This is a genomic window from Pseudomonas sp. P135, from assembly GCF_020312125.1.
GTDB lineage: Bacteria > Pseudomonadota > Gammaproteobacteria > Pseudomonadales > Pseudomonadaceae > Aquipseudomonas > Aquipseudomonas fragariae.
Genome location: NZ_JAGPYR010000021.1, coordinates 66,863 through 90,426, shown reverse-complemented (window position 1 = coordinate 90,426; position 23,564 = coordinate 66,863). Strand labels below are relative to the sequence as shown.

At 61.3% G+C, this 23,564-nt stretch carries 21 protein-coding genes; 6 read left to right on the top strand and 15 right to left on the bottom strand.

Going from position 1 to position 23,564, the window contains the following annotated elements; genetic code table 11:
- Positions 1 to 639: 639 nt before the first annotated feature.
- The 7 genes from KBY08_RS23370 to bioB form a co-directional block, all read right to left on the bottom strand.
- Complete coding sequence (locus tag KBY08_RS23370; protein WP_011269169.1) at positions 640 to 2,445, bottom strand: phenylacyl-CoA dehydrogenase; 1,806 nt, start codon at positions 2,443 to 2,445, stop codon at positions 640 to 642.
- A 333-nt stretch (positions 2,446 to 2,778) separates the two neighbouring features.
- Positions 2,779 to 3,075 (bottom strand): hypothetical protein, encoded by a 297-nt coding sequence (locus tag KBY08_RS23365; protein ID WP_003419817.1) that lies wholly within the window; start codon positions 3,073 to 3,075, stop codon positions 2,779 to 2,781.
- 153 nt (positions 3,076 to 3,228) lie between these two features.
- Positions 3,229 to 3,909, bottom strand: a complete 681-nt coding sequence (bioD, locus tag KBY08_RS23360) for a dethiobiotin synthase (RefSeq protein ID WP_011269170.1) — start codon at positions 3,907 to 3,909, stop codon at positions 3,229 to 3,231.
- A 24-nt stretch (positions 3,910 to 3,933) separates the two neighbouring features.
- Complete coding sequence (bioC, locus tag KBY08_RS23355) at positions 3,934 to 4,743, bottom strand: malonyl-ACP O-methyltransferase BioC (protein WP_032655807.1); 810 nt, start codon at positions 4,741 to 4,743, stop codon at positions 3,934 to 3,936.
- Positions 4,736 to 5,467: an alpha/beta fold hydrolase gene (locus KBY08_RS23350; protein WP_003402140.1), complete on the bottom strand. Its 732-nt coding sequence runs from the start codon at positions 5,465 to 5,467 to the stop codon at positions 4,736 to 4,738. The genes bioC and KBY08_RS23350 overlap by 8 nt, the downstream gene beginning before the upstream one ends.
- The gene (gene bioF, locus KBY08_RS23345) at positions 5,460 to 6,650 is read right to left on the bottom strand and encodes an 8-amino-7-oxononanoate synthase (RefSeq protein ID WP_003402141.1); all 1,191 of its coding nucleotides are present in this window, start codon (positions 6,648 to 6,650) and stop codon (positions 5,460 to 5,462) included. Before bioF ends, KBY08_RS23350 begins: the two co-directional genes overlap by 8 nt.
- A gap of 64 nt (positions 6,651 to 6,714) precedes the next feature.
- A complete protein-coding gene (gene bioB, locus KBY08_RS23340) occupies positions 6,715 to 7,773 on the bottom strand; it encodes a biotin synthase BioB (RefSeq protein ID WP_003372416.1) in 1,059 nt (352 codons plus the stop codon).
- 90 nt (positions 7,774 to 7,863) lie between these two features.
- On the opposite strand from bioB, the gene KBY08_RS23335 reads away from it, so the two are divergent.
- The 3 genes from KBY08_RS23335 (at position 7,864) to KBY08_RS23325 (ending at position 11,499) form a co-directional block, all read left to right on the top strand.
- Positions 7,864 to 8,598 (top strand): ComF family protein, encoded by a 735-nt coding sequence (locus KBY08_RS23335; protein ID WP_024661091.1) that lies wholly within the window; start codon positions 7,864 to 7,866, stop codon positions 8,596 to 8,598.
- A 138-nt stretch (positions 8,599 to 8,736) separates the two neighbouring features.
- A complete protein-coding gene (locus KBY08_RS23330; RefSeq protein ID WP_024661092.1) occupies positions 8,737 to 9,501 on the top strand; it encodes a TOBE domain-containing protein in 765 nt (254 codons plus the stop codon).
- Between the two features lie 81 nt (positions 9,502 to 9,582).
- Positions 9,583 to 11,499: a PhoX family protein gene (locus tag KBY08_RS23325; RefSeq protein ID WP_225650809.1), complete on the top strand. Its 1,917-nt coding sequence runs from the start codon at positions 9,583 to 9,585 to the stop codon at positions 11,497 to 11,499.
- Positions 11,500 to 11,767: 268 nt separating this feature from the next.
- Here KBY08_RS23325 and KBY08_RS23320 read toward each other — a convergent pair whose 3' ends face one another.
- From KBY08_RS23320 to KBY08_RS23295, 6 genes are read right to left on the bottom strand one after another with little or no spacing between them, the layout of a single operon-like run.
- Complete coding sequence (locus KBY08_RS23320; RefSeq protein WP_003402149.1) at positions 11,768 to 12,601, bottom strand: phosphodiesterase; 834 nt, start codon at positions 12,599 to 12,601, stop codon at positions 11,768 to 11,770.
- Between the two features lie 25 nt (positions 12,602 to 12,626).
- Positions 12,627 to 13,658: an ABC transporter ATP-binding protein gene (locus KBY08_RS23315; protein WP_225651274.1), complete on the bottom strand. Its 1,032-nt coding sequence runs from the start codon at positions 13,656 to 13,658 to the stop codon at positions 12,627 to 12,629.
- Positions 13,655 to 14,449, bottom strand: a complete 795-nt coding sequence (locus KBY08_RS23310; protein ID WP_003316181.1) for an ABC transporter permease — start codon at positions 14,447 to 14,449, stop codon at positions 13,655 to 13,657. The genes KBY08_RS23315 and KBY08_RS23310 overlap by 4 nt, the downstream gene beginning before the upstream one ends.
- Complete coding sequence (locus tag KBY08_RS23305; RefSeq protein WP_024641325.1) at positions 14,446 to 15,315, bottom strand: ABC transporter permease; 870 nt, start codon at positions 15,313 to 15,315, stop codon at positions 14,446 to 14,448. The genes KBY08_RS23310 and KBY08_RS23305 overlap by 4 nt, the downstream gene beginning before the upstream one ends.
- On the bottom strand, positions 15,315 to 16,316 hold the full coding sequence (locus KBY08_RS23300) for an ABC transporter substrate-binding protein (RefSeq protein WP_003402156.1): 1,002 nt from the start codon (positions 16,314 to 16,316) through the stop codon (positions 15,315 to 15,317). The genes KBY08_RS23305 and KBY08_RS23300 overlap by 1 nt, the downstream gene beginning before the upstream one ends.
- Positions 16,300 to 17,319 carry a substrate-binding domain-containing protein gene (locus KBY08_RS23295; RefSeq protein ID WP_011269176.1) on the bottom strand — a complete coding sequence of 340 codons (1,020 nt, stop codon included), beginning with the start codon at positions 17,317 to 17,319 and terminating at the stop codon, positions 16,300 to 16,302. Before KBY08_RS23295 ends, KBY08_RS23300 begins: the two co-directional genes overlap by 17 nt.
- Before the next feature lie 193 nt (positions 17,320 to 17,512).
- Here KBY08_RS23295 and KBY08_RS23290 point away from each other — a divergent pair, with 193 nt between their 5' ends.
- Entirely contained in the window at positions 17,513 to 18,487 is a 975-nt protein-coding gene (locus KBY08_RS23290) for a serine/threonine protein kinase (RefSeq protein ID WP_024641324.1), read from the top strand.
- A gap of 338 nt (positions 18,488 to 18,825) precedes the next feature.
- Positions 18,826 to 19,713: an EamA family transporter RarD gene (gene rarD / locus KBY08_RS23285; protein ID WP_003402166.1), complete on the top strand. Its 888-nt coding sequence runs from the start codon at positions 18,826 to 18,828 to the stop codon at positions 19,711 to 19,713.
- 197 nt (positions 19,714 to 19,910) lie between these two features.
- Here rarD and KBY08_RS23280 read toward each other — a convergent pair whose 3' ends face one another.
- Complete coding sequence (locus KBY08_RS23280) at positions 19,911 to 20,453, bottom strand: glycine cleavage system protein R (RefSeq protein WP_103360286.1); 543 nt, start codon at positions 20,451 to 20,453, stop codon at positions 19,911 to 19,913.
- A gap of 323 nt (positions 20,454 to 20,776) precedes the next feature.
- On the opposite strand from KBY08_RS23280, the gene KBY08_RS23275 reads away from it, so the two are divergent.
- On the top strand, positions 20,777 to 22,954 hold the full coding sequence (locus KBY08_RS23275; RefSeq protein WP_225651273.1) for a malate synthase G: 2,178 nt from the start codon (positions 20,777 to 20,779) through the stop codon (positions 22,952 to 22,954).
- A 65-nt stretch (positions 22,955 to 23,019) separates the two neighbouring features.
- On the opposite strand, the gene KBY08_RS23270 is transcribed toward KBY08_RS23275, so the two are convergent.
- Positions 23,020 to 23,466, bottom strand: coding sequence for a response regulator (locus KBY08_RS23270; RefSeq protein WP_003402175.1), 447 nt, complete (start codon positions 23,464 to 23,466; stop codon positions 23,020 to 23,022).
- Positions 23,467 to 23,564: the final 98 nt, after the last annotated feature.

The following is a 23,564-nucleotide window of genomic DNA, read 5'->3' as shown; positions in this document are numbered from 1 at the left end:
GCTTAACGGCCTGAGTCCTGTGGAATACAGAATGCAGGCCGCCAAGGCAGCGTAGGTGGATAATTGTCCAACCTTCGGGGGTCACACCACAGCGTGAGGAACGATAGTCATCAGGTTCCGGGCCGTGCCTCTAGCCCGACTACTCTAAAGTGCTTTTCGGACACGATGGCATAGACGACGCAGAGTGCGACGTAAGTGACGGCTGAGTCCTGGCGCTGATCCGGGGGTAGCCTGGCAGGACGCCAGGCTAGCCGCACCGGGCCATGGAGGGCCCGTTGCGGCGACCCCCGGATCAGTGACAGGTCGAAGGAACCCGACGAAGTCGGGCCGGAAACGGAGCCAGGGGCTTTGGTCACTTTGGCCCCATCAAAGTGACTCGCCGAGGGGCGAAAAGGTGACCTGAGTCGAACCCAAATCCACCTGACAAAGAAAACCCCTGTGTGACGCAGAGCGTCACGAACTGCATTCCCACGCGTGCGTGAGGAACGAGAGGTGTCCTGGAGAACATCGTGACTATGCACGGGGCCTGAGCGCCTTCTCAGGTCTCGCCGGGAATTCGAATACAGCCATGCGCTAAAACGCACCCATAAAAAAACCGCCTGATCAGCGATCAGGCGGTTTTCATGACAGCAGCGACGCTTAGTAAGCCAGGCCGAAGTCTTCTTCTTTCATGTCCATCAGGTTGGCAGCGCCCGACAGAATGGCCGCCACGTGGGTGCGGGTGCGCGGCAGGATGCGCTGGAAGTAGAAACGCGCGGTCTGGATCTTCGCGCGGTAGAACGCCTCGTCCGACGCACCGGCCGCCAGCTTCTCGGCCGCAACACGCGCCATATCAGCCCAGAAGTACGCCAGGCAGGCATAGCCGGAAAACATGATGTAATCCACCGATGCAGCACCCACTTCTTCGCGATCCTTCATCGCCGCCATGCCGACTTTCAGAGTCAGGTCGCCCCACTCCTTGTTCAGCGCAGCCAGTGGCGTCACGAATTCCTGCACAACTTCGTTGCCTTCATTGCTCTGGCAGAACTTGTGCACGATCTTGGTGAAGCCCTTGAGCGCTTCGCCCTGGGTCATCAACACCTTGCGGCCCAGCAGATCAAGCGCCTGGATACCGGTGGTGCCTTCGTACAGCATCGAAATCCGGCTGTCGCGAACGTTCTGCTCCATGCCCCACTCGGCAATGAAGCCATGGCCGCCGTAGATCTGCACACCGTGGTTGGCGGCTTCAAAGCCCACTTCCGTCATGAACGCCTTGGCGATCGGGGTCATGAACGCCAGCAATGCATCAGCGGCTTTCTTTTGCTCCGGGTCTTCGCTGTACTTGACGATGTCGACCTGCTTGGCCGTGAAGTACACCATGGCACGCGTGCCTTCGGCGAACGCCTTCATGGTCAGCAGCATGCGACGCACATCAGGGTGAACGATGATCGGGTCAGCGGCTTTTTCCGGTGCCTTGGGGCCGGTCAGCGAACGCATTTGCAGGCGATCACGGGCATATTGCAGGCCGCCCTGGAAGGCGACTTCGGCGTGCGCCAGACCTTGCAGTGCAGTGCCCAGACGCGCAGTGTTCATGAACGTGAACATGCAGTTCAGGCCCTTGTTCGGCGGACCGATCAGGTAGCCGGTAGCGCCGTCGAAGTTCATCACGCAGGTGGCGTTGCCGTGGATGCCCATCTTGTGCTCGATGGAGCCGCAGTTCACCGCGTTGCGCTCACCGATGCTGCCATCGGCAGCCGAGAGGAACTTGGGCACGATGAACAGCGAAATGCCTTTGGTGCCAGCCGGTGCGTCCGGCAGGCGAGCCAGCACGATGTGGACGATGTTATCGGCCATGTCGTGTTCGCCGGCGGAAATGAAAATCTTGGTGCCGGTGACCTTGTAGGTCCCGTCAGCCTGAGGTTCGGCCCGGGTGCGCAGCATGCCCAGGTCGGTACCGCAATGCGACTCGGTCAGGCACATGGTGCCGGTCCATTCGCCGGACACCAGCTTGGTCAGGTAGGCGTCCTGCTGCTCGGGCGTGCCGTGCTCGGAGATCGTGTTCATTGCGCCATGCGACAGGCCCGGGTACATGCCCCACGACCAGTTCGCCTCGCCGACCATCTCGCTGACCGCCAGGCCCAGCGACTCGGGCAGACCCTGACCGCCGTGCGCAACGTCATGCGCCAGACTCGGCCAGCCGCCTTCGACGAACTGTTTGTAAGCCTGTTTGAAGCCGTTCGGCGTCTTCACGCCCGACTCGCTCCAGGTGCAACCCTCGGTATCGCCCACACGGTTCAGCGGCGCCAGCACCTGCTCACAGAACTTGGCGCCCTCTTCAAGAATGGCGTCGACCATGTCCGGAGTGGCGTCATGACAGGCTGGCAGACTCTGATAGTGCGCTTCATAGCCGAGCAGTTCATCACGAACAAAACGAATATCACGCAAGGGGGCCTTGTAGTCAGGCATAGCGATAACCTCTGCTGATGAATCCTGGAACGAATGACCGGGCGGTCGCTGGAGAGACACCCTCAAGCGCCAGACAATCTCGTATGCCTCGCGGTCAAACAGGTGTTTGAAACATACGTTTACGCCCAAACCTTGTCAATAGTGCAGCATGCACCATTCGTCCACGGCCCATGCGTAAGCCACGCAGGCGTACGTCGTGCGGGGGCGAGAGAAGCGTAAGCAAAAGTCTAGTGGAGGGCGAAACCAGGTGCAGGCGTGATACAGGACAATGATGCGGAGAAATTCAGAGGGCAACGCCGTGCGCTGGAGGCACGGCGGGAAGTGCAGCGAAAATCAGGCGTAGGTGTCGATCAGCGTGCCGAGCATTTCATTGCTGGCTTTCTGCGCAGCCAGTCCGGCTGCAAACTGATCCTTGCCGGCTTCGAGTTCGACCATATTGGACGACAGGTCGGAGCGCTGGCTACGGTCGACCGAGCGCAGGTTCTCGAGCTGAAAGTCTGAAGACTGGCTTCTGCCCGACACTTCGATATTGGAGCTGGCAATCTGGGTGGCCGCCTGATCCACACGACTTTGCCCGACCTGCATTGCGCTAAGGCCCGGGTAGAGGGTGTTGTTCATGGTGATTTGCATAAGCCGATCCTCAGTTCAAAAAACGAACACAAGCCATTGAACCAGCATTTGTCCGGAAATACTCGACAAACAGACTAATGGCACTAGGCCGCACGATAGCCTGAGTCTTGAAAATCCAAAACTGTCTTGCTGGTCAGCCACATAGCGGCGCTGTCAGCTCAACACCTTCAAATCAAGATACTGCGCCACATTTTCGGCACTTGCCTCATCCAATCGCGGCACCCGCCCCAGACAAGGTGCGGGCAGACGCTCGACCAGCGTGGCGAGGTTTTCTTCAAGCCGCGAGGTGTCGGCATCCACGATGTTGGCCACCCAGCCAGCCAGACGTAAACCGTCGCGGGCAATCGCTTCAGCAGTCAGCACCGCATGATTGATGCAGCCCAGACGCACGCCCACCACCAGAATCACCGGTAGATCCAGGGCAATGGCCAGATCGGACAACGTGCTCTGCCCGGACAGCGGCACGCGCCAGCCGCCTGCCCCTTCGATCAGGGTGAAATCGGCCTGTCTGGTGAGCATATGCCGCATGGGTTGCAGCACCGAGTCGACCGTCAGCGCGACGCCGGCTTCGCGTGCTGCCAGGTGCGGAGCAATGGCCGGTTCGAAGGCCAGCGGATTGACTTCAGCATAATCCAGCTCGACAGAACACTCGGCCAGCAACGCCAGGGCATCCGGGTTGCGCAGCCCCTGTGGCGTGACCAAACAACCGGACGCAACGGGCTTGCCGGCTGCCGTGCTCAGACCGGACGCTCGGGCTGCATGCAGCAAGCCGGCAGCCACCGTGGTCTTGCCAGCGTCGGTATCGGTCCCGGTGATGAAGTAGGCGGCAGTCATCTCAGCAGTCTTTCCTGTCAATCATCAGTTTTTTTCCAGTACCGCGTACAGCACTTGATAGGTAGCCGGCAGCCCGGCGTCCTGGCGAAAGCCTTCATAGGCCTGAACCATGCCCATGATCCGCTCGCGCCCGGTCAGGCCATTGGGCCGTCCGGGGTTGAGATTGTGCGCACCGAGCGCCTTCAACTCATGCGTCAGGCTGCGCACGTCCGGGTAATGCAGCACCTGCGGGCGAACGTCGAGGCTGCGCACTTGCAGGCCGCTCGCCGCGCACAGCTGGCGATAGTCATCCTCATGACGAAAGCGGTTCACATGCACCCGCCCGTCCACGGCCTGCCAGCTGTCGCGCAGTTCGTACAACGTGCCGACACACAGGCTGGCAAAGGCGAATACGCCGCCTGGCTGCAATACGCGGTGAGCGTCACTGAGCACCGCAGCGAAATCGGCGCACCACTGCACCGCGAGGCTGGAAAAAATCAGCCCGCAACTCTGCTCACGCAGCGGCAGATGCTCGGCGTCACCCGCAACGAAGTGCTGTGCGCCGCCCAAGGGCTGGGCATGGCGCAACATGCCTTCGGCGATATCCAGTGCAATACCTTCGCTGCCACTGAACGTCTGCGCCAGCGCCCGGCTGAAATAGCCGGTGCCGCTGCCCAGGTCCAGCCAGCGAGACGGCTTGCATTGCGCAGGCAGACGCGCCAGCAGCTCATTACCGACGTTGCGCTGCAGTTCGGCAACGCTGTCATAACTGCCTGCCGCGCGGGAAAACGACGCAGCGACCTGACGTTTGTCAGGCAAAACAGAAGGTGGTTTGGGGATTGAAAGATCAGTCATCGTCCAGCTCGTGCAGAAAGGCGTGGATCGCGGCCGCTACCCCGTGAGGGTTTTCCAGCAGGAATGCATGACTGGCCTGCTCGATCAGGCCCACTTCGACATCCGGCAACAAGGCCAGCAGATCACCTGCTGCCTCGGCGGGCACGAAGGCATCCAGCCCGGCGAACAGGTGCAGTTGCGGGCCACGATAGGTTTGCAGCGCGCTGCGGGTGTCGAGTTGCCGGAGTATTTTCAGGCCGTCGAGCAACGCCGTTTTCGACAGGTGCGGCGCGCCGGCCTTGAGCAGCCGTGCCAGACCGCGCGGGTCTTCTGCACCTTGCGTGCACAGCAGGCTGAAACGCTTGAGGGTCAGGTCCGGATCATCAGCACAACCAGCCAGAAATGCCTCGAAATCCTGCGCGGGCATCGCATTCGGCCACGCCCCTTGGGTGACGAAGCAGGCGTTGCTGGCCAGCGTCAGCAACCCGCAGCAACGGTCGCCACGACGCGCTGCCAGTTCAGCCGCGAGCATGCCACCCAATGACCAGCCGCCCAGCCAGGCGTCGTCTGGCAGGTTGGTGTCCAGCTCGTCGAGCCAGTCTGGCAAATCGCAACTGTCGATATCCGGCAACGGCTCGATTTCAACCCGCAAGTGCTCGTCCAGTCCGCGCAACGCAGCGGCAAGCGGCTCCAGCGGCGAAACGCCAAGGCCCCAGCCTGGCAACAGAATCAGACGATCACGCATGAACAGGCTCCGAGGAGTGGCTGGCATCCAGCAGCGGGTAGCACTGCTCCAGAGTGTTCAATAATAGCTGCACGTCCGCTTCGCTGTGCACGGCAGACAATGTCACACGAAGCCGCGCGCTGCCCGCAGGCACGGTGGGCGGGCGAATGGCGGTGACCAGCAGACCACGCTCGCGGAGCAACTGCGAGAGGTGCAACGCCCGACCGGCATCACCGATCATGATCGGCTGGATCGGGGTAAAGCTGTCCATCAATTGCAGCCCGATCTGCTCGGCACCGCGACGAAACTGCTGGATCAGGCGCGTCAGATGCTCGCGACGCCAATGCTCGGTACGCAGCAACTGCAGACTTTTCAAGGTGGCGCAGGCCAGCGCGGGCGGCTGGCTGGTGGTGTAAATGTAGGGCCGGGCGAACTGGATCAGGGTTTCGATCAGTTCTTCACTGCCGGCCACGAACGCCCCGGAAGTGCCGAACGACTTGCCCAGGGTGCCGACCAGCACGGGCACGTCATCCATGCTCAGGCCGAAATGCTCGACGATACCGGCGCCGTTGGCACCCAAAGGGCCGAAGCCGTGAGCGTCATCCACCATCAGCCAGGCCCCTTTGGCCTTCGCCGAACGGGCCAGCGCGGGCAGATCAGCGATGTCGCCGTCCATGCTGAACACACCGTCGGTCACCACCAGGGTATCGCCCACGGATTTTTCCAGACGCGCTTCCAGGCTGCTCACATCGTTGTGCAGATAGCGCGAGAAGCGTGCGCCGCTGAGCAGACCGGCATCCAGCAGCGAGGCGTGGTTGAGACGGTCTTCCAGCACCGTATCGCCCTGCCCGACCAACGCCGTCACTGCGCCGAGGTTGGCCATGTAGCCATTGGAGAACAACAGGGCGCGCGGACGACCGGTCAGCTCGGCCAGCGCTTCTTCCAGCTCGTGGTGCGGCGCGCTGTGGCCGATCACCAGATGCGAAGCCCCGCCTCCCACACCCCAGCGCTCGGCACCCGCCTGCCAGGCAGCGATCACTTCGGGATGATTGGCCAGCCCCATGTAATCGTTGTTGCAGAACGCCAGCAAAGGCTGGCCGTCGACGATAACCTGCGGGCCTTGCGGGCTTTGCAGCAGCGGGCGCTGGCGATAGAGGTGTGCGGCGCGACGGGCATCGAGGCGCGTGCGGAGATCGAAAGACATGCAGGCCCCGGTCCGGAAGATGACAATTCAAAACGGGCCGGAACATGCCAGCCCGTTCAACGGATCAGGCAGAGGCAGCGTCGTAGAACATCGAGCTGCTTTGCTGCTCGACCAGTGCCTGTTCGATGGCGGCCTGATGCACTTCGTCGGCGTGCCCTTCGCCCGCTTCGGGTTTGATGCCCAGACGCGAGAACAGCAGCATGTCCTTGTCGGCTTGCGGGTTGGCGGTGGTCAGCAGTTTGTCGCCGTAGAAAATCGAGTTGGCCCCGGCGAAGAACGCCAGCGCCTGCATTTGCTCGTTCATCGCTTCGCGACCGGCAGACAGGCGCACGTGGGATTTCGGCATGAGAATACGTGCCACGGCGAGCATGCGAATGAAATCGAACGGGTCGACATCTTCAGCATTTTCCAGCGGCGTACCGGCAACCTTGACCAGCATGTTGATGGGCACCGACTCCGGGTGCTCCGGCAGGTTCGCCAGCTGAATCAGCAGCCCCGCGCGGTCGTCGAGGGACTCGCCCATGCCCAGAATGCCGCCGGAGCAGATCTTCATCCCTGCATCGCGCACATAAGCCAGGGTCTGCAGGCGTTCGCTGTAGGTACGGGTCGTGATAATGCTGCCGTAGAACTCCGGCGAAGTGTCGAGGTTGTGGTTGTAGTAATCCAGCCCGGCGGTGGCCAGCGCTTCGGTCTGTTCCTGATCGAGGCGGCCCAGGGTCATGCAGGTTTCCATGCCCATGGCTTTAACGCCTTTGACCATCTCCAGCACGTAAGGCATGTCCTTGGCGGAAGGATGCTTCCAGGCTGCGCCCATGCAAAAGCGCGTCGAGCCAATGGCCTTGGCGCGCGCGGCTTCTTCAAGCACCTTCTGCACTTCCAGCAGTTTTTCTTTCTCGAGACCGGTGTTGTAGTGGCCGGACTGCGGACAGTACTTGCAGTCTTCCGGGCAGGCGCCGGTCTTGATCGACAACAGTGTGGAGACCTGCACACGGTTGGCGTCGAAATGAGCGCGGTGCACCGTTTGCGCCTGAAACAGCAGGTCATTGAATGGCTGTACGAACAGCGCCCTGACCTCGGCTAAAGTCCAGTCGTGACGCAAAGTGGCGGTGGTGCTGGCGCTCATCGGGCGGCTCCTTGGTGTTTCTGGGCAATGCGCGAGGGCGGGAAAGACCCCACTCGCTACACGGATGTCGGGCATATTTAAGGAAGAGTCATGCGCTGTCAACCCAGCTACCCGCACGAGGTTTACATCTGGTTAAAAAACAAACAATCCTGTTTGTTATGTGATGAACGCAGTGAGGTGCCCGCGCCCATCTGCGTGCCCTGCGAAGCAGAGCTGCCGTGGCTGGGCAACGCTTGCGAGTGCTGTGCGCTGCCGTTACCCCGTTCAGGCATGAGCTGCGCGCAATGCTGCAAGCAACCGCCCGGCTTTACCCAGGTCATCGCGCCCTGGCTGTACGATTTCCCGGTCGACGGTTTGATCACCCGCTTCAAACATAACGGTAAATGGCCCATGGGACGACTGCTGGCGGAACTGTGCGCGCACTATCTGCAGCATCGTTTCGAGGAAGACCTGCCACGTCCCGACTGCCTCATTCCGGTGCCGTTGGCCAACAAACGCTTGCGCCAGCGCGGCTACAATCAGGCGGCAATGCTGGCCGGCTGGCTGGGTAAACAGCTGCAACTGCCTGTCGACGAAGGACATGTGTTGCGCAGCCGCGAGACAACCGCGCAACAGGGCCTGGACGCCAAGGCCCGCAAACGCAACCTGCGCGGTGCTTTCACCCTGATTGATCCCGACCGGGTAAAAGGCCGGCACCTGGCGCTGGTCGATGACGTTCTGACCACCGGCTCGACAGCAGAGGTCATTGCAGGTTTATTGAACACCGCCGGTGCGCGGCGGGTGGATGTGTATTGCCTGGCGAGGACGCCCAGGCCGGGGGATTGATTGGGCGCTGCGGGCTAATATTCTCATCGCTCCCACGCTCCGCGTGATAGCGCGGCCCTGGACGCTCCGCGTCCGGTTTCGACGTCATGCACAAGAGCGATCATACTGCCCTCTCCTACTCGACCACCCCGGATCACCATGTCCCTGCCTCCCTTACTCACGCAACACATGGTCCGCCGCCCGCAACGCATTGCGCTGCTGCAGCATATTGCCGAACAGGGCTCGATCACCCGTGCGGCGAAAAGCGCAGGGCTGAGTTACAAGGCGGCCTGGGACGCGATCGACGAGCTGAACAATCTGGCGCAAAAACCGCTGGTAGAGCGCAGTGTCGGCGGGCGCGGCGGTGGCGGCGCTAAGTTGTCGGTCGAGGGCGAGCGAGTGCTGCGTCTCTATCAGCGCGTCCAGGCATTGCAAGCCCAGGTGCTGGAAGCCGCCGAAGACAGCAGCGATCTGGACTTGCTCAATCGCCTGACCCTGCGCACCAGCGCACGCAACCAGTTGCTGGGGCGGATCGTCAGTATCACGCGTCAGGGGCACAACGATCAGGTTCGCCTGCAACTGGCCGACGAGGTATTTATCGAAGCACAGGTCACCCATGACAGCACGCTGCGTCTGGAGCTGGAGAACGGCACGGAAGTGGTTGCACTGATCAAGGCCGGCTGGCTGGAACTGCACGCAGACAGCAGCGAAGAAACAAATGGAAACAATTCCCTGACCGGCCGAATCGACAGTGTGACCGACGCTCAAGATGGCCCAAGCGAAGTACGCATCACACTCCCCGGCGGCCAGACGCTGTGCGCCCTGGCGACACCTGAGCACCTGCGTGCACAGCAGTTGAAAACCGGCGTCACGGTGCAGGCAAGATTCGCAGCTTCACTGGTGTTGCTGGGCATACCGCTGTAAGCGCTGGCAGGTCATCACCACGACACAATTTCGTCATATGCGCGCACTAAGGTGGCTGCCATATTCGAGGGAGCCGTGATGATGAAACTATTAGAAGAAAACCAAACCACCGATCTGGAAAACATGGTCGGCGACGATAAGGTCGGCCTCACCCGCCGCGGGTTCATCAGCGCCGGTGCCCTGTGTGGCGCGGCGATGTTCCTGGGCGGCAACCTGCTCAGCCGCACCGTCCTGGCGGACAGCGTCAGCGCGGCGTCTGGCAGATTGCTCGGCTTCCAGAGCATTCCTGCTGCCACCGCCGACAGCATCAGCCTGCCGGCAGGTTACAGATCCTCGGTACTGATCAGTTGGGGCCAGCCTCTGCGCGCGGGCGGTCCGGCGTTCGACCCGAGTGGCAAGGGTACCGCCCAGGCTCAGGAGGTGCAGTTCGGCGACAACAACGACGGCATGTGCCTGTTCCCGATGCCGGGTCGCAAAGACCGTGCCTTGCTGGCGATCAACAACGAATACACCAACTACCGCTACCTCTTCGAGCATGGCAAGGAGCCGCAATCGGCTGAAGAAGTCCGCAAGGCACTCGCCGCAGAAGGCGTGTCAGTGATCGAGATACAGCAGAAAAACGGCAAATGGCAGTTCGTGCAGGACTCGCGTTACAACCGTCGCGTGCATGGCAATACGCCGATCAGGCTGAGTGGCCCGGCGGCCGGTCACGACTGGCTCAAGACTGACGCCGACAAGACCGGCACCCGCGTGCTGGGGACTTTCCAGAACTGCTCCAGCGGCCAGACACCGTGGGGCACTTACCTGACCTGCGAAGAGAACTTCACCGACTGCTTCGGCAGCAGCAACGCGGAGCAGACATTCGACGCGGGCATGAAGCGCTATGGCGTCGTGGCTGCCAGTAAAGAGATCAACTGGCACCCGCACGACCCGCGCTTCGACGTGGCGAAGAACCCCAACGAGGTCAATCGTCATGGCTGGGTGGTCGAGATCGATCCGTTCGACCCCGATTCGACGCCGGTCAAGCGCACGGCGCTCGGGCGTTTCAAGCACGAAAACGCCGCCTTCACGCAAACCAGGGACGGGCGCGCCGTGGTGTATATGGGCGACGACGAGCGTGGCGAGTTCATCTACAAATTCATCAGCCGCGACCGGATCAATCGCAAGAACCCGAAAGCCAACCGCGACCTGCTCGACCACGGCACCTTGTACGTGGCGCAATTCGACGCAGGCAACGGCAACCCGGATCATCCAAAGGGCAATGGCCAGTGGATCGAACTGAAACACGGCAAGAACGGCCTCGATGCTGCTGCCGGTTTCGCTAATCAGGCTGAGGTGTTGATTCATGCACGGCTGGCCGCCAGTGTGGTCAAGGCCACGCGCATGGACCGCCCGGAATGGATCGTGGTCAGCCCCAAGGATGGCCAGGTGTATTGCACCCTGACCAACAACAGCAAGCGTGGCGAAGAAGGTCAACCTGTCGGCGGGCCGAATCCACGCGCCAAGAACCAGTACGGGCAGATCCTGCGCTGGCGCGAAGGCGGCAACAATGCGTCGGCGCTGGCGTTCGAGTGGGACCTGTTTGTGGTCGCGGGCAACCCGACTGTGCATGCCGGTACGCCACAGGCCGGGTCAAGCAACATCAACGCGCAGAACATGTTCAACAGCCCGGACGGCCTGAGTTTCGATCGGTCGGGTCGGCTGTGGATCCAGACCGATGGCGATTCCAGTAACAAGGGCGACTTCGCTGGCATGGGCAACAACCAGATGCTCTGCGCCGATCCGGCCAGCGGCGAGATCCGCCGCTTTCTGGTCGGGCCGATCGGTTGCGAAATCACCGGTATCAGCTTTGCGCCTGACTACCGGACGATGTTTATCGGCATCCAGCATCCCGGTGAGAACGGCGGCTCTACCTTCCCCGAGCATTTGCCCAACGGCAAACCGCGCTCATCGGTGATGGTCATCACCCGGGAAGATGGCGGCGTTATCGGCGCCTGATCGGCAATCAGGAAGAGGATGCAGATCGCTCATCGTTATATAAAGGTCTGCTATTGATTCTGGGCGGAGGCCGTGGGAGCGAACGTGTTCGCGAAGAGGGCTGTATGATCGTCGAAAATGCATCGACTGAAACGCCGTCTTCGTGAGCAAGCTCACTCCCACAAGGATCTTTACTCCGCCTGATACTGCGCGTCGAGCCCCGCTTTCCGGGCTCATCAAGACTTGTGTATCACACCGGGCGCAGAGCGTGGGAACGATGAGCAATCAGTCAGTCGATCAACCCGTTCACATCGTAGAACGGGTACGGCCCTTCATAGTCGCCGAACACAGCGTTATGGCTGACAAACCCCTGCTCAGATTGCCAGCGGTGCAGCACGTAGCCTGCCGGTTCGAGGTTGAAATGCGCAGGCGCGGCTTCGTCGAGGTCGAGTACGATCTGGTGTGAGGTGCCCGGGCAGATGCTCGCCAGGCTGCCTCCGAAACGTCGCTGCATCGGTCGATGCAAATGTCCGCACAGCAAACGCTCCACCTGCGGATGCTGGGCGATCACGCGCTCCAGCGCCGACGCATTGCCGAAGGGTTCGCGGTCCATGTGCCCTATGCCGGTAATGAACGGTGGGTGGTGCATGACGATCACGGTCGGCACGTAAGGACGACGGGACAGCTGCGCGTGCAACCAGTCCAGCTGACAGTAATCCAGTTGCCCGCCATGCTCGCCGGGAATGGTCGTGTCCATGCCGATCAGACGCACCGGGTATTTCTCCACCACCCAGTCCAGAGGCCCGCTGGCCGACAACGGCAGGTACACCTGCTCGGCAAACGCAGCCAGCAGGTTGTGTCGATCGTCATGATTGCCGGGCACTAGATAAAACGGCATCTGCAGACGTTCCAGCTCTGGCTTGAGTACGGCGTATTCGTCCTCACGACCGAAGTCCACCAGGTCACCGCTGATCACCACGATGTCGGGGCGCTGCTTGCTGGCATTGATATGCGCGACAGCGCGGCGCAACGCCCCCAGAGTATCGACCACGCCATAGGTCAGGCGCCCGTCGGCTTTGAGGTGCAGGTCACTGATCTGGGCAATAAGAAACGGACGATTCAAAATAATCTCTCTACGAAAAACGGTTTCACGAATGCAGGGTAAACAGCACTTGCGGGTCGACACTCAAGGCAATGACTGCGTTTGCGGCGTAAATCACGTTGTCGGTGCTGTCTACCAGCAGCGGCTGCGGGCCACCGACATCGACCAGCAAGCGACTTTGCGCGCCCTGAAAAAACTGCCCGACCAGACGCCCATGAAGATGGCCGCTTCCAGACATCAAACGCAGGTGCTCGGGGCGGCAGTAAACAGTGCCCGGTACGTCAGCACCGAGCCACGGCAGCTCGCCACCGCTCACCTTGAGGCCTGAGGTGGTGCGCTCGACCACACTGAACGCGTTCAGATTGCCGACAAACCCGGCGACAAACGCATTGGCAGGCTGTTGATAGATTTCCCTCGGCGTCGCCAATTGCGAGACGCAGCCTTTTTCCATGACCAGAATCCGGTCGCCCAGGGCCATTGCCTCGCCCTGATCGTGAGTGACGAACACCGAGGTGATGCCCAGCCCGCGCAGCAGCTGGTCCAGCTCACTGCGCAAGCGCTCGCGCAACTGCGCGTCCAGTGCTGCCAGCGGTTCATCGAGCAACAGCACTCGAGGACGCGGCGCCAGTGCCCGGGCCAGTGCGACCCGTTGCCGTTGACCGCCGGACAGCTCGTTGACGCGGCGATTGCCGTGGCCGGTCAAACCGACCAGTTCCAGCAACTCATCGCAACGCTTGTTGCGCTCGGCAGCCGACAGACCACGAATCTTCAGGCCGTAAACGATATTGCCGGCCACATCGAGGTTGGGAAACAACGCGTAGTTCTGAAACACCATGCCCACGTCGCGCCGCTCGATGGGCAGACGTGTCACGTCCTGATCATCGAACAGCACCTGGCCGTCGTCCGGGCGTTCAAGCCCGGCAATCAGCCGCAAGGTGGTCGTCTTGCCGCAACCGGACGGACCGAGGATCGCCAGCGTTTCGCCGGGTTCGATGGTCAGGTGCAGATCCTTTACAGCAACGGTGCCGTCGGCAAATGCCTTGCGGCAGCCTTTCAGGCGAATGGTGGTTCCGCTCATCGGCTCTCTCCACGGGCAAGACGCGCGCTGATGGCCTGCAACGCAATCAGCAGCGGCACAATCAGCAACAGAAAAAGAAGGGTGTAGGCGCTGGCGACTTCCAGTCGGGCCGAGGCATAGCTGTCGGCCAGACCGACCGGCAGGGTTTTGGTCATCGGCGTGTGCAGCATCCAGGTCAGGTTGAATTCGCCCAGCGACAGGGTCACGACCATCAGCACGCCAGCGAGAATCCCGGCCCGGCAGTTAGGCACCACCACACTGAAGAAACGCTTGATCGGCCCGGCGCCCAGACTGGCAGCCGCCTCTTCGAGCACCGGCAGTTGCTGACGCTGCATCACCGCCATGACCGGGCGCACCAGGAACGGCAGGGTGAACAACACGTGGCCGACCAGAATGAACAACCAGCTGCTGCGAAAGCCGCCGAACTGGCCGTAGGTCAGCAGTAACGCGAGGGCGCTGGCCAGACCGGGCATGGCGACGGGCAAGACCATCAATTCCTCGAAGGCCCTACTGAAGCGATTGTTCATGCGCACCAGTGCATACGCGGCTGGAACCCCGACCAGGCACACGCAGATTGCGCACGCCACGGCCAGTTGCAACGACAGCCACACGGTGGGTGAATAGGCCTGCCAGACCTGCACCAGCCAGTCGAAGGTCAGACCGCTCGACAGACCGAGAAAATAATTGCGCGTCAGGCCGGCCAGCAGCGACAGCACCACCGGCACCAGCATGAACGCACAGACCAACAGGGTGAACGCCAGTTGCGCCACGAACAGCGGTGAACGTTTCACAGGACAACTCCCGATTTACCGACCATGCGACGCGCCAGCAACAGCACTGCCCACGTCACCAGCCCGAGGATGACTGACAGCGCGGCGGCCACGGTGAAGTTGGCGTAATTGGTGAACACGTTGTAGATCGCTACCGGCGTGACGTTCAGGCGCGTGCCCAGGGTAAAGGCGGTGCCGAAGGCGCCCATCGACGTGGCGAAGCAGATCGCGCCGCACGACACCAGCGCGGGCGCCAGCCCCGGAACGATCACATCGCACACCACCCGCCAATGACCGGCACCCAATGAATGCGCGGCTTCTTCAAGGCTGCGGTCCAGGCTTTCGCAGGCCGCCATAACGGTCAGAATCACGCGCGGAATCGAAAAATACAGATAGCCGATGAACAGCCCGGTCAGCGAGTAGGCGAACACCCAGCGCTCGCCCGCCAGGTGCAGCCCGAGCGCGGCGAAGATGCCTTGGCGACCAGCCAGCAAAATCACCAGAAAGCCGACCACCACACCGGGAAACGCCAGCGGGAAGGTCAGCAAGGCCACCAGCGCAGAGCGTCCGAAGAAATGATTGCGGGCCAGAAACACACCGCTGATGCCGCCGACCAGCAACGCTGCGAGCGTCACCACCAGCGCCAGCAGGCAGGTTTGCACCAGGCTGCCCAGGTACTGAGCACTGCTCAGGACCTGCCAGTAACCGCTGGCATTGCCATCGGTACTTTTTGCACCGAGCACGATCAAGTGGGTCAGCGGCAGCAGCCAGAATGCCAGCAATACGGCCATCGCCGGGGCCAGCGCCACCGCAGCGGTCGGGCGCAGCCGCAGCCTGAAAAATCCGCCCTTGCGCAGAGGCAGCGCTTGTTCCGGCGAGGCCGACATTACTTCACCTCACGCAGATAACGGGCGGCGAAGGCTTCCTGCACGGCGGCCATGTGCTGGTAATCCACCACACCGGCACGGGCGTAATCGCTGTCCGGCAGGAACTGCGCAGCCACCTCGGCAGGCATCTTCGAGCGCACCGGACGCAGGTAAGCCTTGGCCCACAACGCCTGCCCTTCATCGGACAGCACGAAATCCAGCACCTTCTCGGCGTTGGCACGATGCGGCGCCTTGGCGACCATGCTCATCACGTACGGAACGCCGATGGTGCCTTCCTTGGGAATCACGAAGGCGACGTTGGCCTTGTCCTTGTAGCGAGCGCGATAGGCGTTGAAGTCATAGTCGACCAGAATCGGCAGTTCGCCGGACAGCACGCGTGCATAGGCGGTTTGCTTGGGCACGATGGGCGAGTTCTTCGCCAGTTTCTGAAAGTAGTCGATGGCCGGACCAAAGTTGTCCAGCGTGCCACCCATGGCCTGGTTGATCGCCACCGCAGACACGTAACCGACGAACGCGCTGGACGGGTCGAGGTAGCCGACCATGCCCTTGTACTCGGGCTTGAGCAGATCCGCCCAGCTTTGCGGCACCGGCAGACCGCCCAGTGCGTCAACGTTGACCATGATGCCGAGGGTCCCGGAGTGAATGGCGAACCAGTGCCCTTCGGGGTCTTTCAGGCCTGCCGGAATCTCGTCCCAGTGCTTGGGTTTGTAGGTGTCGACCACGCCGGCCTTCTGCGCCTGCAGGCCGAACGTCACGCCGTAATACACCACATCAGCGACCGGCGCGGCTTGCTCGGCAACGATCTGTGCCAGCGCCTGGCCCGAGTTCTTGTTGTCCAGCGGCACCTGGACACCGGTGCTGTCGGCAATCGCCTTGAGCTGCGTTCCCCAGTCGGCCCATTCGGGCGGGCAGTTGTAGCAGATGGCGGTTTCGGCGGCCTGGGCGAGGCTGGCCGCACCGCATAACAGCAGTGCCGCGAGGGTTTTACTGAGGCTGAGCATGAAGCATCTCCTGGTAGGGCTGGGTGCTTTCGCCGGGCCGGATGTGGCACGGCAGACAATGAGAAACCGGTACTGCGCCAGCAATCCGTGCCAGTAGTTGGTCGATGACGATATGCGCCAGCTCGGCGATAGGCTGAACCACGCTGCACAAGGTCGGGTGCATCTGCGTGCCGAGTGCGATGCCGTCGAAGCCGATCACCGACAGACGCTCGGGAACGCCCCAGCCGTTGCGGCGCAATTCGGCAATCAGGCTGATGGCCAGCAAATCGTTGGAACAGACCAGCGCGCTGGGCGCGTCCGGGCCACGTAACAGGGGTTCGAGTGCAGCGAAATCGGCGCTTGTATGAGCAGGCATCTCAATCACTGGTCGCGCTTCAAGCCCACACGCGGCCATGGCGTCGCGGTAGCCTTCATAACGCAGTCGGGCGCGGTCGGACTGCATGGCCGGGCCTGCGACCATGGCGACGCGCTGATGGCCTGCATCGATCAGGTATCGAGTAGCCAGCGCCATGCCCGCCCGGTTATCCACAGACACCGCGCTGTAATCCGGATTGCCGGTCTGGTGATAGGCCAGCACGAACGGGGTGTCTTCATTGATCAGGCTTTGCAGTACCCGGTTGTGCTCGGCATCGGTCACCGTCAGCACCAGCCCGTCGACCCGCTGACGCAACAACTCCTCAACCACAGCGCTTTCACGCTCTGCGGTGTAGTCGGTGGTCGCCAGCAGCAGGTTATAGCCCCGCGCCCGCGCCGCCCGCTCCATGGCCTGAAACTGCTCGGCAAACACCGGGTTGAGCAGGTTGGGCACCACCACGCCAATCAGGTTGGTGGTTTGCAGGCGCAACTGGCGGCCCAGCCGGTTGGGGCGAAAACCCAGGGCGCGGGCAGCGGCGAATACCCGCTCGCGGGTCTCCAGGCGCACTACGTCGGGGCTTGCGAAGGCTCGTGCCGCCGTGGCTCGGGAAACCCCGGCCAGATGCGCTACCTCTTTCAGATCAGTCATGGTCGCTCGCTTGAGATCGATCTCATTGACGGCAACTCTAAGCGGCGAACATGGCCAAACCGCGACCGGGTGATGACCGTTTGGTGACAATCCGACCCTTGAGCACTTTAATCGGATGGGTTTGGCGAAGCGGGACCGGTCTGCGTTACCATCAGCGGTCCGACGCGGCAACCTGCTGCGCGCAGGAGTAGTCATGGCTCACCCGTTTGCAACACTTACTCCCGATCTGGTTCTGGATGCTGTCGAAAGCATCGGTTTTCTCAGCGATGCCCGCATCCTGGCGCTCAACAGTTACGAAAACCGCGTGTATCAGGTCGGTATCGAAGACGGCCAACCGCTGATCGCCAAGTTTTACCGCCCACAGCGCTGGACCACCGAAGCCATCCTTGAAGAGCACAGCTTCACTGCTGAACTGGTCGAGGTCGAAGTGCCGGTGGTCGCGCCCATGGTGCACAACGGCGCCACCCTGTTCGAGCACGCCGGTTTCCGTTTCACGCTGTTCCCGCGTCGCGGTGGACGAGCGCCGGAGCCGGGCAATCTTGATCAGCTGTATCGCCTGGGCCAGTTACTGGGCCGTCTGCATGCCGTCGGCTCGACCAAACCGTTCGCCCACCGTGAAGCCCTGGGCGTGAAGAACTTCGGCCATGATTCGGTCAACTTTCTACTGAAAAACGACTGCATCCCGCGCAGCCTGCTGCCGGCTTACGAGTCGGTGGCCCGCGACCTGCTCAAGCGTGTCGAAGACGTTTACGCGGCCACACCGCACACCAACATCCGCATGCATGGCGATTGCCACCCCGGCAACATGATGTGCCGCGACGAGATGTTCCACATCGTCGACCTTGACGATTGCCGCCTTGGCCCTGCCGTTCAGGATATCTGGATGATGCTGGCCGGCGACCGTCAGGAGCGTCTGGGTCAGCTGTCGGAGCTGATGGACGGCTACAACGAATTTCATGATTTCGACCCACGTGAACTGGCCCTTATCGAGCCATTGCGAGCCCTGCGCCTGATGCACTACAGCGCCTGGCTGGCCCGGCGCTGGGATGACCCGGCGTTCCCGCACAGCTTTCCGTGGTTCGGCACGGAGCGCTACTGGGGCGACCATATCCTGGCCCTGCGCGAGCAGATGGCAGCACTGAATGAAGAACCGTTGAAACTGTTTTGACCTGATGAGCGTGCAGAACGATAACCCCGACTATCGTGCGACGCTCTGCGTCGCATGCAGTTCTGGACGCTCTGCGTCCGATCCTGAATGTGCGGAGCGACGCAAATCTGTGACGCGGAGCGTCACCCAAGGCATTCCCACGCTGGAGCGTGAGGAACGATAATCTCAACTATCGTGCGACGCTCTGTGTCCGATCCTGAGCAAGCGGCGCGGCACAGATGTCGTGAATCAGTCGAACCTGTGTATAACATCGAGCGCTCCAGCGTGAGTACGATCAAAACCATCAACTGCATCACCCCACAATAAAACCGGAATTTTCTGTATTAAAGGGACGCTCCATGCAAGCTGCCAATCCACGCCGTGGGTACATTCTGGGCCTGAGTGCTTACATCATCTGGGGACTGTTCCCCATCTACTTCAAAGCCATTGCCGCCGTTCCGGCCATCGAGATCATCATCCATCGCGCGCTCTGGTCGGCGCTCTTCGGCTCGATCGTGCTGATGTTCTGGAAGCATCCCGGCTGGTGGCGCGACCTGCGCAACAACCCGCAACGGCTGGCCGTACTGGCGCTGAGCGGCACCCTGATCGCCAGCAACTGGATCATCTACGTCTGGGCGGTGAATAACGGACGCATGCTTGAAGCCAGCCTCGGGTATTACATCAACCCGCTGGTCAACGTGCTGCTTGGCATGTTGCTACTGGGCGAGCGCCTCAGACGCCTGCAAATGCTGGCGGTCGCCTTCGCCGCCATTGGCGTCGCCCAGCAGGTCTGGCACGTAGGCAGCCTGCCGTGGGTGTCGCTGGCGCTGCCATTGACCTTCGCGTTCTACGGGCTGATCCGCAAACAAGCCCCGGTCGCCGCCCTGCCCGGCCTGGTCGTCGAAACCTGGATGCTGGTGCCGCTGGCGCTGATCTGGCTGGCGCTCAACCCGACGGCCGTGAGCGTCCAGCCAGAATTCTGGACCACGACTCAAGCCATCTGGCTCGCCGCAGCCGGCCCGGTCACGCTGGTACCGCTGGTGTGCTTCAACGCCGCCGCCCGTCATTTGCCTTTCACCACTCTGGGCTTCCTGCAGTACGTCGCGCCCACACTGGTCCTGCTGCTGGCCGTGCTGCTGTATGGCGAACACCTGACCACCAGCACCCTCATCACCTTCGCCTTCATCTGGGCCGGGCTGGCGATCTACAGTGTGGATATCTGGCTGAAATCCCGCGGCCGTCACTGATCAAAAAACACACAAATACTTGCAGGCCACGCCCACTGTGGCCTGCAAGAGGTTCTCCAAGGGTTATCCACAGGCAGACTGACCTTATCTATGCACAAGCCCTTGAAACTGTTGAATTTTTGATCAATACGCGCCAGGCCTCGGCGGGTATGGCCCGCAAGGCTATTCCCCCAGGTTATCCACAGGCAGGTGCACGATTAACTTGGATAACCCGAAACGGATGACTCCTTGGCCCCCAGCACCAACTCCACCATCAAATCATCCGCCAGGGTCTCGAGCGCCATCTGCAGGTCATCCAGGGACAAGTCCTGCGGGACGCCCAGCACTGCTTTGGCCTGGAACAGTAGTTCGCTGCTCATGGGCGCAGGGGACACGTCGGTGATCAGGTGTTCGACGTTGACGTTCTGCCCGGCCAGCAAACGGGTGATGTCACGCACGATGCCGGGGCGGTCGTTGCCGACCAGCTCCATGCTGATCATTCGAGTAGTATCAGTGGTCTCGACCACACTCTCGGCCAGCAGCATGCGGATGCCATGGGCTGACAGGCCGTTCAGCGCCTTGATCAGGTCGTCGTACTTTTCGGCCTCGACGCCGACCTTGAGGATCCCGGCAAATTGTCCGGCCATCCGCGACATGCGGCTTTCCAGCCAGTTGCCGCCGTGCTCGGCAATGCACTTCGAGATGCGTTCGACCTGACCCGGTTTGTCGGGAGCAACCAGCGTTACGACGAGATGATCCACGGTCAATTCCTCTTTCTGCACAGATGATTAGGAGACAGCGTCGGTCATACGAGTATAGGCATGCCCGACGGGCACCTGGCTCGCGGTAAATCGTGTACCGTTTGCCACGCTTTATGGAACAATCCTGAGCGCCTTTGGGGACACGGTGACTATCATCGTGACCCGACATGAATATCCAGTCGTTTAGTGACATATTCAGCGACGTTTTCACGCGACGGCGGCTCATGTAGTATCCCGAATTTCGCACTACATGACACCCGGATCAATAACAGAGCGCTCCCCCGAGTGTGCTCGACCCTGCTGAGCAGAGTGAGGCAAGTGCAATGACTGAGTACGTTCAAGTCGGTGACCTGCAAGTCGCCAGAGTCCTGTTCGACTTCGTGCAGAACGAAGCCACCCCCGGAACCGGCGTCGATGCCACTGCGTTCTGGGCCGGTGCGGACAAACTGATCCACGACCTTGCGCCAAAGAACAAGGCACTGCTCGCCAAACGTGATGAGTTACAGGCGAAAATCGACGCCTGGCACCAGTCGCATGCCGGGCAGGCTCACGACGCCTCGGCCTACAAAGCCTTCCTTCAGGAGATCGGCTACCTGCTGCCAGAAGCGGCGGATTTCCAGATCACCACGCAAAACGTCGATGAAGAAATCGCCACCATGGCTGGCCCGCAACTGGTCGTGCCGGTGATGAACGCCCGGTTTGCGCTCAATGCGTCGAATGCCCGTTGGGGTTCGCTGTATGACGCGCTCTACGGCACCGACGCCATCAGCGAAGAAGGCGGCGCGCAAAAGGGCAAGGGCTATAACAAGGTGCGTGGCGACAAGGTGATTGCTTTCGCTCGTGCCTTTCTCGATCAGGCAGCGCCTCTGTCAGCAGGTTCACATGCCGACTCGACAGCTTATAAGCTGATCGACGGCAAGCTGGTCGTCAGTCTCAAGGGTGGCAGCAATACCGGCCTGCACGATGACGCCCAACTGATCGGTTTTCAAGGCGATGCCCTGGCGCCATTTGCCTTGCTGCTCAAGCACAACGGTCTGCACTTCGAACTGCAGATCGACGCCGCCAGCCCGGTAGGGCAGACCGATCCGGCGGGCGTGAAAGACATCCTCATGGAAGCCGCGCTGACCACCATCATGGACTGCGAAGATTCCATTGCCGCTGTGGACGCCGACGACAAAGTGGTCGTCTACCGCAACTGGCTGGGCCTGATGAAGGGCGACCTGGCCGAGTCGGTGTCCAAGGGCGGTGAAACCTTTACCCGCACCATGAACCCGGACCGCGTCTACACCACGCCAGAGGGCGGCGAAGTCACCCTGCATGGTCGCTCGCTGCTGTTCATTCGCAACGTGGGCCACTTGATGACCATCGATGCGATACTCGACAAGCATGGCAACGAAGTGCCGGAAGGCATTCTCGACGGCCTGCTGACCAGCCTCGCCGCCATCCACAACCTCAAGGGCAACACCTCGCGCAGCAACAGCCGCAGCGGTTCGATGTACATCGTCAAACCGAAGATGCACGGCCCGCAGGAAGCGGCGTTCACCAACGAACTGTTCGAACGTATCGAGCAGGTACTGGGCTTGCCGCGTAACACCTTGAAGGTCGGGATCATGGACGAGGAGCGCCGCACCACGGTCAACCTCAAGGCCTGCATTCAGGCCGCCAGCGAGCGCGTGGTATTCATCAACACCGGCTTCCTCGACCGCACCGGCGACGAAATCCATACCTCCATGGAAGCGGGTCCGGTGGTACGCAAGGCACAGATGAAAGCCGAGAAGTGGATCACTGCCTACGAGAACTCCAACGTCGACATCGGTCTGAAATGCGGCCTGCAAGGTCGCGCACAGATCGGCAAAGGCATGTGGGCCATGCCGGACCTGATGGCCGCCATGCTGGAGCAGAAAATCGCTCATCCACTGGCTGGCGCCAACACCGCCTGGGTCCCCTCGCCTACCGCGGCTGCGCTGCACGCCCTGCATTATCACAAAGTCGACGTGTTCGCCCGTCAGGCCGAGCTGGCGCAGCGCGAGCAAGCCTCGGTGGATGACATTCTGACCATTGCGCTGGCACCGAACACGGACTGGACGCCGGAAGAAATCCAGAACGAACTGGACAACAACGCGCAGGGCATTCTTGGTTATGTAGTGCGCTGGATTGATCAGGGCGTGGGGTGTTCGAAAGTACCGGACATCAACGACATCGGCCTGATGGAAGACCGCGCCACGCTGCGTATCTCCAGCCAGCACATGGCCAACTGGCTGCGTCATGGTGTCGTCAGCGAAACTCAGGTTCTGGAAAGCCTCAAGCGCATGGCCCCGGTGGTGGATCGCCAGAACGCCAACGACCCGCTGTATCGCCCGCTGGCACCCGACTTCGACAGCAACATCGCCTTCCAGGCGGCGGTCGAACTGGTCATCGAAGGTACCCGGCAGCCCAACGGCTACACCGAGCCGGTATTGCACCGCCGCCGTCGGGAGTTCAAGGCCATCAACGGCCTGTAACGCGCCGCACGCCCCCTTGCGGGTTCTGGTCCTTGCCGGACCAGAACCTGCAAGGGCTCACCGCCTCAACTTATCCCCAACTCCCGCTTGACCAGCTTCACCAACTGCTTGGTATTGAGCGGTTTGAGAAGGAAGTCCACCACGTTCAGGTGCATGGCATCGATGGCATCGCGCACGTTGGCGTCGCCGGACACGATGATGATCGGCAGTTCGGCACGATCCGACTCACGAACCTTGCGAATCAGATCCAGCCCGTCAAAAGGAGCCATCCGCAAGTCGGTGATCAGCAGTCCGATGGACTGACGCGAGTGGATCATCTGCAGCGCCGTATCGCCACCGGGCGCGGTCATGCAACTGATGTCATTGAGGCTCAGAATTTCGGCCAGCAGCTCGCGCGCGTCGCTGTCGTCATCAACGATCAGGACCCGTTGCGGGGCGTCACGTGCAGGCGTGAGCATGACCTCATGAAGGGCATCGCGCTCATCGTCGCTCAGAATATCGTGGTCAATCATTGCAGTCTCATCATTCCCTGAACTAATCCGACAGCAGATACGGGTCAATCTGCGATGCATTTCGTCGGCATCCTGGCCAATCTTCGCTCGCAATCCAT